The 11,337-nt window shown below is 44.1% G+C and carries 8 protein-coding genes; 3 read left to right on the forward strand and 5 right to left on the reverse strand.

The annotated features are described in order from the left end of the window. The 5 genes from mak to AB4238_RS08810 all read right to left on the reverse strand — a co-directional run. Positions 1-807, reverse strand: an 807-nt coding sequence (mak, locus tag AB4238_RS08790; RefSeq protein WP_372032979.1) for a fructokinase, incomplete at its 3' end; no start/stop codon positions are given. A 90-nt stretch (positions 808-897) separates the two neighbouring features. After that, the gene (cysQ, locus tag AB4238_RS08795) at positions 898-1,716 is read right to left on the reverse strand and encodes a 3'(2'),5'-bisphosphate nucleotidase CysQ (protein ID WP_372032992.1); all 819 of its coding nucleotides are present in this window, start codon (positions 1,714-1,716) and stop codon (positions 898-900) included. A gap of 204 nt (positions 1,717-1,920) precedes the next feature. Next, complete coding sequence (locus tag AB4238_RS08800) at positions 1,921-2,991, reverse strand: family 16 glycosylhydrolase (RefSeq protein WP_372032982.1); 1,071 nt, start codon at positions 2,989-2,991, stop codon at positions 1,921-1,923. Between the two features lie 74 nt (positions 2,992-3,065). Then, on the reverse strand, positions 3,066-5,636 hold the full coding sequence (locus tag AB4238_RS08805) for an exo 1,3/1,4-beta-D-glucan glucohydrolase (RefSeq protein WP_372032984.1): 2,571 nt from the start codon (positions 5,634-5,636) through the stop codon (positions 3,066-3,068). A 61-nt stretch (positions 5,637-5,697) separates the two neighbouring features. Then, complete coding sequence (locus AB4238_RS08810) at positions 5,698-6,999, reverse strand: sugar MFS transporter (protein WP_372032987.1); 1,302 nt, start codon at positions 6,997-6,999, stop codon at positions 5,698-5,700. Between the two features lie 425 nt (positions 7,000-7,424). Between AB4238_RS08810 and AB4238_RS08815 the strand changes: the two genes are divergently transcribed. The 3 genes from AB4238_RS08815 (at position 7,425) to AB4238_RS08825 (ending at position 11,243) form a co-directional block, all read left to right on the forward strand. Beyond that, a complete protein-coding gene (locus AB4238_RS08815) occupies positions 7,425-8,756 on the forward strand; it encodes a GH1 family beta-glucosidase (protein WP_372032993.1) in 1,332 nt (443 codons plus the stop codon). A 119-nt stretch (positions 8,757-8,875) separates the two neighbouring features. Then, positions 8,876-10,204, forward strand: coding sequence for a glycoside-pentoside-hexuronide (GPH):cation symporter (locus tag AB4238_RS08820; protein ID WP_372032989.1), 1,329 nt, complete (start codon positions 8,876-8,878; stop codon positions 10,202-10,204). Positions 10,205-10,244: 40 nt separating this feature from the next. Continuing rightward, positions 10,245-11,243: a LacI family DNA-binding transcriptional regulator gene (locus AB4238_RS08825; protein ID WP_372032991.1), complete on the forward strand. Its 999-nt coding sequence runs from the start codon at positions 10,245-10,247 to the stop codon at positions 11,241-11,243. Positions 11,244-11,337: the final 94 nt, after the last annotated feature.

An 11,337-nucleotide genomic window follows, 5' to 3' on the forward strand; every position in this document is an offset into this window, starting at 1 on the left:
CACATACTTAGGTAAGATATCTGGAAGCAGCGGATAGATAGCTTCAATATTTGGCACTCCCCCCCCCAAGACAATGACATCAGGATCAAGAATATTGATCACATGAGCAAGTGAACGAGCGAGTCTGTCGATATATCGCTCAAACGCCTCTGTAGCGAGCTGTTCACCCTTTTCCATTCGCTGAGCAATCTCAATACCACTTGGCGCATCACCGCCTGCTTGCTTGTAGTCGCGCACAAAGCCTGTACCTGAGATAAAGGTCTCAATACAGTCTTGATTACCACAAAAACATTCAGTTGAATTGAACTCGTCTGCGGTCATCCACGGCAAAGGGTTATGCCCCCACTCTCCACCAATGCCGTTTCCGCCGCCATGCACTTTGCCGTTGATTGCAACGCCGGCACCACAACCAGTGCCGATAATCACCCCAAACACCACCCCTTTGCCTGCAGCAGCGCCATCTACCGCTTCAGAAACGGCAAAACAGTTAGCATCATTGGCGACTCTAACTTCTCGGTTAAGCCTTTTACCTAAATCAATATCCAGAGGATGACCGTTGATCCAGGTTGAGTTAGCATTCTTAACTAGACCAGAGTACGGCGAGACAACGCCTGGGATCCCAACGCCAACAGTACCTTTGTCATCAAGTAAAGACTCTGCTTCATTGACTAACGATTCTATTGCATCTAGCGTCGCCACATATTCTCGAGGAGTCGGTACACGTTTACGAAAAAGCTCTTCACCTTCGCTACTTAATGCAACTAACTCTATTTTTGTTCCACCAAGATCGATGCCAATCCGCAACATTTAAGCCTCTCCCATAATCATACTGATCATTTCTCTAGTTATATTATTGAGGCACCAAGCTTATACAAGATACCAATTAAACCTTCTTGCTCACTCCCAATGAGGCGCGTAAGCAATGAAATATGGATTCAAAATATCTGACTTTTGATTGTAATCAAGTGCAGCTTCACTGCCATATTGCAGCACTTTGCCACCAGCGCTTTCTAACACCGCCTGCGCAGCAGCTGTATCCCATTCACTGGTGAGCCCAAGTCTTGGGTATATATCCGCCTCACCTTCGGCTAGCAGACAAAACTTAAGTGAACTGCCGACACTCTTCATTTCATGTTCACCCAGCGCCTCTAGGTAGCTCTGTAAACCAGGGCTGATATGAGAACGGCTGCCGACAACTCTAGGCACGGCTTTATTTTCAAATGATTTTTTAACTAAAGCTTGATCTACACCTGCATGCTTCAAACAAGCGCCACCAGCAAGGTGGCCAAAATAACATTTGTCTAAAACAGGTGCGTAAACCACGCCAGCAACTGCACGACCTTGATGAATGAAAGCAATATTGACGGTGAACTCGCCATTTCGCTTAATAAACTCTTTAGTGCCATCTAGTGGATCGATTAACCAGTACGACTGCCAAAGTTTTCTCTCTTCCCATGCTAATGTCGTCGACTCTTCAGACATCACTGGAATAGTGGGCGTTAACTTATCAAGCGCCGCCACGATCACGTTATGGCTGGCAAGATCTGCCGCTGTAACCGGGCTATCGTCAGTTTTAACATCAACCTCAAAGTCATCTGTCGCATAAACAGTCATAATCGCATCACCTGCAGCAACGGCAATATCAACGATTGCGACTAACCATTCAGGCTCAAAGCCATTAACGTTATCGGAGTTTACAGATGTTTGTGTCTTAATTTGGCTCAAAGTACTCTCTCTATATACAAAAATGGCTAACTAACGATTATGCCACTGACTTTAAGCAAAAATTAATAATCAATTACACACTTTAGGTCTAAAAGATACTAAGCCACTCGCTGACACAAAAATAGTGTTAGTGCTATGTTGCAATCGTATTCAATCCAAACTGTGCTTATAGCGTATCTTCACACTCGTTCTAAATTAACGCTCATCAAGCTTACCCTTGACCATCACGGCATCTGCTTGAACACTGGCGCAGCCTTTACCCGTTTCAATGGCGTTAGCACAGCGGTATACACGCACATAATCAATTTCAAGAGTCTGTGGGAAAACAGACGCGTCAATCCCCTTCTCATTGACCTTGCCCGCCCAGTCACCGCCGATAGCCAAATTAACAATAAAGTGAAAGCGCTGATTAAACGGTGCATCACTTTCAGCCAGCACTCCAGTAACCGATTCGCTATACCAACCCTTCGCGGTTTGTGTTGCGTAGTGATTACCATCCATATACCAGCGGATCTCACCTTGTTCCCATTCAACAGCATAAACATGAAATCCATCGGCTGGATTTTCTTTATCATCTAAGCGGTAGGACTGACCAGAATAAACATTCTCAGGCCACTCTTGCCCATAATGCAACGTACCGTGAATTCGGGTTTCAAGCAGCTTTGCTTCGTCCTGTTTTTGACTAGCGGGATATTCATCAGAAACAGTGCCAAGGTTTACTGCTTCGACGATATCAATCTCACCAGAGCTGGCCCACTCGCCATAAACCCAGTCGGTTGGCAGCATCCAAGCAGCTCCCCACGTTCCCTGACCTTTTGGAAACTTGGCTCGAACTTCAAAGCGACCATAGCGCCAATCTCCTTTACCGAGCGTACGTAATCTGGCAGAGGTGTAATCTTTAGTCACTGATTTATCGTCAGCGTGATAATTGGGATGATCATCTTTATCGGCCGGTCCACTGTACGGCTCTTTTATCGCAACAATGTGCAACGAACCATCTGCCACATAACTATTACTGGCATTCGCGGTATAGCACTGCGCTTCAGAGTTTCCACCACCATAGCAATTAACTTCATGGCTCCATTTACTTAAATCAATGGAGGTCCCATCAAACTCATCATTCCATATAAGCTGCCACCCTTTTTCATCAAGCTTAGGCTGCGAATGACATCCTGCTAAAATTAGTACAGAAACAGCTATTACACACAAACTGGTCGGAAATTGGTTCAGCGGTGAACAACCTTTGTTAGTTAGCAATAATTGCAAAGTTAATCATCTCACTATTTACAAATTTAGATAGTCGCCACCCTCTTGCAAGAAGATGGCTTATCTTCATCAAATCACTGACAGTCCATAGTCGCTTGTTGATTGTCCGCTTGCGGCAGCAAGGCGATATCAGCAATACTCAGCGTTAGCTTCCCCTGCGTTGACAGTGAAAACGGTGAGTTTACCCGTGAAAAATCAACTCCTGTGTCGCTAAAGCACTTCAAATCAATACTGACAGTTTGCCAACTGTTGTTCGGCAATTCAGCAAGTAAAGAGGTGATATTTAGCGGCTTACCACATTGGATATCACAGCCCATAGAGATATAGACGTCATCACTAAGCTCACTATCGAGTTTTACCGCAAAAGACAGCGCTGAGTTAGATTCAATTGCGGCTCTTAGATCTCTTGGGAAGTTACTCGTAAACCGAACAAAGCCTGCGCCTTTACCATTAAACTCTATTCGCCTTGCATCTTCCTGCACCACTTTATCAACTGTACGCAAAGAGACTATTTCGCCCTGCAGCACACTACTCGTCACTGCTATCTGCTCATTGTCACTGCCAATCGACATCACCCAAGGTGCTTGTACTGAGCGAGTGAAAATGGCAACGCTTTGTGACTCATCATTACTCAGCTCTGCGACTTCCCCCAACAATTCCAGTTCAGTTTCATCGCCGTAGCTCAAGCCAAAGCCGTAAGGAAATAGCGGCTGATAGTCGTCATCAAAACGATTAACTGCCGTTTGTGTTGGACTATTTGGCCATGAAAAAGATAGCTTGCCTGTCATATCAAATTGCAGTTGATTATCAACGTCAGTAAATATCACGTCAGCAACAGCCTTACCCTCACTACCAGGCAACCAAGCGGCGACAAAAGCATTTGACGCATTTAACTCAGCGTTAACCCACATCGGTCTACCACTAATAAACACCGCGACAAGCGGAACACCTTGCGCTTTCAACTTTTGCAATAAGGCTAAATCACGTTTATTACCGCGTTGATACTCCAAGTTATCAATATCGCCATTGCCTTCAGCATAGGGTTCTTCACCAAAAACGACGATTGCCACATCAGGTTTAACCGCATAATCCCCTGAAACATTAAGAATGGTTTTTCCGCCAGCGCTTTCTACTTGAGCTTTAATCCCATCATAGATTGAACTGCCACCAGGAAAATCAGCATTGGTGTTATTAGTGCCTTGCCAAGTAATCGACCAACCACCAGATTGCTTACCGATATTATCGGCAGCATCACCAGCAACAAGTACAGTTTGCTTAGGTGATAACGGCAAGATGTTGTCGTTATTTTTCAGTAGAACCAAAGACTCTCGTACTGCTTGCTTTGCCACTTCTCGGTGCTCTTTAGCACCAATAAGCTCTGTTTTACCTGAAAGTGTGCGCTTTGCTGGGCTTGGTTTATCAAACAGACCCGCACGCATTTTGACTCTAAGTACGCGCGTTACCGCATCATCCACTCTCGCCATTGGGATCTCGCCGCTTTCGACTTGGGCAACGGTATTTTCAAAAAGCGGTTTCCATGCTGCCGTTGGCACCATATAAACATCAAGTCCTGCATTAATAGTTTGTGGGCAATTATCATTACTGCAACCGGGGATTTGGCCATGACCATTCCAATCACCTACTACAAAACCGTCAAAGCCCATCTGATCTTTGAGCACATCGGTTAGAAGGTATTTGTTACCGTGGTTTTTAACCCCATTCCAACTATTAAAAGATGCCATTACAGTTTGTGCGCCAGCAGAGAGCCCACTGACGTAGCCTTGGGCATGCAGATCAAATAGCGCTTGCTCCGTTGCTATATTGTCGCCTTGATCGATACCATCAACCGTGCCGCCATCGCCTACGAAATGCTTTACCGTTGATATCACCCTTTCATCGCCAAGAAAGTCTTCATCTGCCGCGCCTTGCAGCCCTCTTACAATAGAGGCGGCATAAGCCCCAACAATTTCAGGATCTTCAGAGTAGCCCTCGTAAGTGCGTCCCCATCTGTCATCACGAACCACTGCAACCGTTGGTGCAAATACCCAATCGATACCCGTAACCATTACCTCTTTAGCTGTGATAGCTGCGATCTGTTCAATGAGCTCTGGGTTGTTAGTCGCTCCAAGACCGATATTGTGCGGGAACAGCGTTGCCCCTATCACATTGTTATGGCCGTGCACGGCGTCGGTGCCCCACATTGTTGGAATTGAAGAACCATCAATGGAATCATCGATGGAAGCTTGGTACATAGCCTCAGCCAATGCTATCCAATCACTTGGCGTGGCATGCTTATCATCGTTAGGAAAAGCGCCACCGCCATTAAGGTAAGAACCAAAACCATAAGTGCGCATATCCTCAACGGTAATATCGCGGATCTCAGGCTGGATCATCTGCGCCACTTTTTGTTTTAAGGTCATCTCACTGACCATTGTCGCAATCTTTTGCTCCATCTCCGCATTTGGCTGTACTTCTAACTGTAATTTAGGCCATACCACTGAGGCATCACGTTTCTCAACCGGCTCAGCCTCTTTTAACGAACAAGCCGTTACACTTGATAAAAGCAACGCCGATACGAATAAACTACATTGCGATTTTTTTAGTATCGCGGCATCTAAACGCAGATTAAATTTATTGTTAGTCATTATCTAATTCCCTTTAAGTGGCATGCATCGAGGGTAAACCCGCTTAAGAATAAACTTGCCATTACACGTGCTCCTTGCTTGAAGCCTGCTCTACTTGGCTTCCTTTAAGACCATAGAACAAAATATAGCCATAGCACAGTACTGGTAGGAAAAAAGCCAACTGAATACCAAGGGCATCAGCCAACACACCTTGCAGCAGCGGCACAATAGCGCCACCAACAATAGCCAGACACAACCAACCTGAACCTTGTGAGGTGTGCGGTCCTAAATTTTGCAGCGCTAAGCTAAAAATTGTTGGGAACATAATAGAGTTAAACAGGCCAACTGCCAGTATGGCGTACATAGCGGTTGCACCAGAGCTAACAACAGCCACACACACTAACAGTGCCGCCATGGTTGCGTTAAAGCCCAGTACTTTTCCTGCAGGGATCTTCTGCATCACTGCTGAACCAATAAAGCGCCCTATCATCGCGCCCCCCCAATAATAGGTAATGTACTTCGCCGCTTCAGCCTCCTCAAGACCCGCAATATTGGATTCACCTAAAAAGCTAACCAAGAAACTACCAATTGATACTTCAGCGCCAACATAAACAAAAATAGCTAATGCACCTAGTGCAAGATGGCGATGGCCAATGGCATTGGTTTTTCCTAAATACTCAACGGCCTTACCATCAGAGCGCACCTCTCCATGACCTTCAATAACCGGTAGCTTAAGCTTTGAGAAAATCACCGCAAGTGTGGCTAGCATCCCCGATAACAAAAGGTATGGCAGCTTAACCTGCTCCGCCTCAGCTTGAGCATGGCTCAGTTCACTGCCAGCTCCTGATGCCACAGATAGAATAAGCACTGCGCCAAAATAAGGCGCGACTGTAGTGCCTAGCGCGTTAAATGCTTGAGTTAAGTTAAGGCGACTAGAGGCCGTTTCTGCGCTACCTAACGCATTAACATAAGGATTCGCCGCCACTTGTAAAATAGTAATTCCCGAAGCTAAAACGAATAGTGCGCCTAGAAACAATCCGTAAACCGCCTGATCCGCTGCAGGATAAAACAATGCACAACCAAAACTTGCAATCACAAGTCCTGTAACAATACCTCGTTGATAACCTATTTTTTTCACTAAGTGACCAGCAGGCATTGAGACTAAAAAGTAGGCACCAAAAAAGCAGAACTGGATCAGCATTGCTTCAGTGTAATTTAGCGAAAAAACAGCTTTTAAATGAGGGATTAGAATGTCATTTAAACAAGTAATAAATCCCCACATGAAAAACAACGACGTTAGCGATACCAGCGCGAATGTGTGCTTTTCAGTGTCTCTCGACCCATTCAAGCTACTGTTATCTGACATCATTGGCGAACTAGCCATATACACCCCTTATTAGTCTTATTATGCGTGTAGCCAGTATCGCTACAATATCGGTTATTTAAGCAGGGTCGCCGTTTACACAAGCTAATCTGCCTCTCTACTGTCTAGCGGTAACATGTTAAATAAATGTGTTGACCTTTTTTCTGTTACGCTCTAATCTCAATGTAAGCGCTTTCATTTATAACACAAACACAACGAAGATCAACCGTTCCGTTAACATTTTATGTAAGCGCTTTCATTGCTACAGTGTTTGTTGATATTGCAATTTTCTTCGCCTGAAATCTTGCTGCTTATCGGCCAATAGTGAATACCAGTAATGATTTATTAGGTTCAATCATGTTATTTGACTGCAAAATGCTTCAGGTTAATGACCTTAATGATTGCGCTGTATTTTTTGTCACTATTAGGAAATGACTAATATCGCCATGAAGATTTCTCTGCCTTTCAATTCAAAAATGCAAAAGCGTGACTTTTTGTTTGGAGTCGCCACCGCCTCATTTCAGATTGAAGGCGGTATTGATTCACGCCTTCCCTGTATTTGGGATACTTTTTGCAATACGCCTAATAAAATTCGAGATAACTCCGACGGTGCAACAGCCTGTGACCACTACAACTTGTGGCAGCAAGATGTTGATCTAATAGAGTCTTTGAACGTTGATGCTTATCGTCTATCTATCTCGTGGCCACGTGTTATCACTGCAGAAGGTGCACTTAACCAACAGGGCGTTGATTTCTACATCGGTGTGTTAGATAGATTAATTGAGAAAGGTATTAAGCCTTTTGTGACGCTTTATCATTGGGATTTACCGCAACACCTTGAAGATAATGGTGGTTGGCTAAACCGAGATACAGCCTATAAGTTTCGAGATTACGCCGATCTAATATCAACAGCATTTGGCGACCGAGTTCATTCATACGCCACACTGAACGAACCTTTTTGTAGCGCCTATTTGGGTTATGAAGCGGGCATTCATGCGCCTGGTTTAAAGAGCCGCTCTTTCGGGAAAAAAGCGGCGCATCACTTACTGCTTGCTCATGGTTTAGCGATGCAAGTGCTGCAAAAAAACAGCCCTAATGCACTTAATGGTATAGTGCTTAACTTCACGCCATGCTATCCACAGTCAAATTCGCTGCAAGATCTTAATGCCAGCAACATTGCCGATGCCCATTTTAATCAATGGTATATAAAGCCACTTTTTGACAAGTGCTACCCAAGTATCATTGAAAACTTACCTGCTGAAGAGTTGCCGCAAATAGAGTCAGGTGACATGGAGATCATTGCCCAACCATTAGACTTTATGGGCGTTAACTTCTATACCCGAGCGGTGTATAAAGCTTGTGCTGAAAACCAGTTTGAGCAAGTCACAGTGCCCGATGTGCCCCACACCGATATTGGCTGGGAGATCTATCCTAAAGCCCTATCAGAGCTGCTCTTGTCATTAAATGATCTGTATCCCCTGCCGCCACTTTACATCACCGAAAATGGTGCCGCTATGGATGACAAACTCCAAGATGGCAGTGTTGCAGATGAAGATCGTACTCAGTATTACCATCAACACTTAAATGCGGTAAACGATGCCATTGAAGCTGGCGTCGATATTAGAGGTTATTTTGCTTGGAGCTTAATGGACAACTTTGAGTGGGCTGAAGGCTACTTAAAACGCTTCGGTATCGTTTACGTTGATTATCAAACTCAACAACGCACGCTAAAAAACAGCGCTAAAGCTTATCGAGATTTTATCAGTCTCCGAACATAACAAGCTTTAAAATTAGACTCAAAAAGCTTACATTCTCTAACTTCTCCGCTGCAATTCATTAACCAGTAGAGAAGTTAGTTAAGCAAGCACCCAAAAAGAATAAAAATAATGAGGCTACAATGCTTAAAGTAAAAGAGAAAATTGCCTATGGTTTAGGCGATACAGCAAGTAACATCATTTTTCAAACCGTGATGATGTTTCTACTCATTTTCTATACCGATGTCGTCGGTTTATCACCCGCAGCAGTGGGTACACTATTTTTAGTTGTGCGTGTTTTTGATGCCATTACGGATCCGCTTATGGGCTCTCTCGCCGATAGAACCCGCACTCGCTGGGGCCAGTTTCGCCCCTACCTACTTTGGCTTGCCATTCCATTCGGGCTTATTAGCGTATTAGCATTTACTACCCCTGATCTCAGTGACAGCAATAAGCTCATCTATGCTTTTGTGACCTATACGCTACTGATGATGGTTTATACCGCCATCAATATTCCTTACTGCGCCTTAGGTGGAGTGCTTACTGCAAAACCCTCTGAGCGAGTATCAGTCCAGTCTTATCGATTTGTATTCGCCATGCTCGGTGGCGTAATTGTCGCTTCTTGTACCCTGCCATTAGTCGAATGGTTCGGTAGCGGTGACTCAGCCAAAGGCTATCAACTAACCATGACCGCCATGAGCCTTTTTGGCGTTGTGCTGTTTCTACTGTGTTTTTTAGGGACTAAAGAGCGGATCAGTGCACCTAAGGCACAAAAAGCTAACTTTTGGGTGGAGATTAAACATCTTTGGCAAAATGACCAAGCCAGAATTTTATGTATTACAGGGATATTTCTGCTGACCGGTCAAGTGCTTAAATTCACCCTCGCCGTTTATTACGTTAAATACTTCTTATTAAGAGAAGATCTCATTACCGCCTTTATGACCACGGGGATGGTCGGCAGTATGCTCGGTTGTGCATTGGCGCAAGTACTTGCAAAGAAAATATGTAAGATAAAGGCTTATATCGGATTACAAATTATTGCAGCTATTATCTGTATTCTTAGCTATTTTATTGCCGCCGATCAGATAATAATGGCCTTTATCGCATTCTTCTTGTGGAAGTTCTTCCTTGATATGGCCACCCCTTTACTGTGGGCAAAAATGGCTGATGCCATCGACTATGGGCAATGGAAAACAGGAGTACGCATTACCGGCATGGTTTATTCAACCATCATATTTTTCATAAAGCTCGGCGTAGCACTTGGCGGCGCACTGGCTGGCTGGGCATTAGCTTATTATGGTTATCAAGCAGATGTAGAGCAGACAGAAGCAACAAAATCGGGGATCTTGCTATCATTCACCCTTTATCCGGCGATCGGCAGTTTACTTGTTGCAGTCGTGATGAAGTGGTATATCTTGGATGACAAGAAAGTTGAGCAAATTCAAAGTGAACTTAATGCCGCAAACACGTAAAGTAAATAAATGATGTCGATAGGCGTTTAATAGGGAATATATGGCAACGATTTACGATGTGTCAGTACTAGCCGGTGTGTCACTCGCAACAGTATCAAGAGTGATGAATAAAAACGCTAAGGTCAGTGAAAAGACACTAAAGAAAGTACAAGATGCGATGGATCAATTAGGCTATAGACCTAATGCGATTGCACAATCTCTTGCCTCTAATCGCTCAAATAGTGTCGGCATTTTGGTCTCCGAGTTACACGGGCCTTTCTATGGTTCCATGCTTAGTGGTATTGAAGCAGAGCTTCGTGGTTCACAAAAGCATGCCATCATTGCCGCTGGACATAGCGAAGAGGAGACTGAAAAAGAGGGGATTGAGTTTCTTATCAGCCGCCGATGTGACGCGCTAATCTTACATGTTGAAGCGGTGTCAGATGAATACCTTGTTGATTTGGTTAACAATGAAGTCCCCATTGTGCTAATTAACCGGTTTATACCAGCAATCGCGGATAACTGTATAAGCCTCGATAATGAACTCGGCGGCTACCTTGCAGCAAAAGCAGTACTCGATCAAGGACATAAACAGGTGGCTTACATTTCTGGTCCTAATTGGAAGATGGATGCCAGTGACCGTTTAAAAGGTCATAAAAAAGCCTTGAAAGAGTTTAATGTCAGTTATAACCCTAAACTAACCTATGAAGGTGATTACCAAGAAGTCGGTGGTAGTGATGGTTTGAGGCAACTGCTTAAAGATAAACTGCCTTTTACAGCCCTCGTATGTGCAAATGATGAGATGGCGTCTGGCGCCATGACTTATGCTCGTGAACATCAAATATCAATTCCACAAGATCTATCAATAATTGGATTTGATAACATCATTTTAGCGCAGTATATCTACCCTAAGCTGACCACAATTGATTATCCAATTAAGCTTATGGGACAGATGGCTGCAAGATGGATCCTCAAAAATACCTTTAAGCAAACCGATCTTGAAGTTAAAAATGTGTTTGAACCTAAGCTTATAACAAGAGATTCCATTCACGCTCACTAAATAACATCTCTGTCGGTCATAAGCTCATTGCTAAGTGCTTATGACCGCTATTGATAGCAAATTTTAGATCAACCGCTCTAATACCAATTGCATT

Source organism: Shewanella sp. 10N.286.45.A1, from assembly GCF_041470405.1.
Lineage (GTDB): Bacteria > Pseudomonadota > Gammaproteobacteria > Enterobacterales > Shewanellaceae > Shewanella.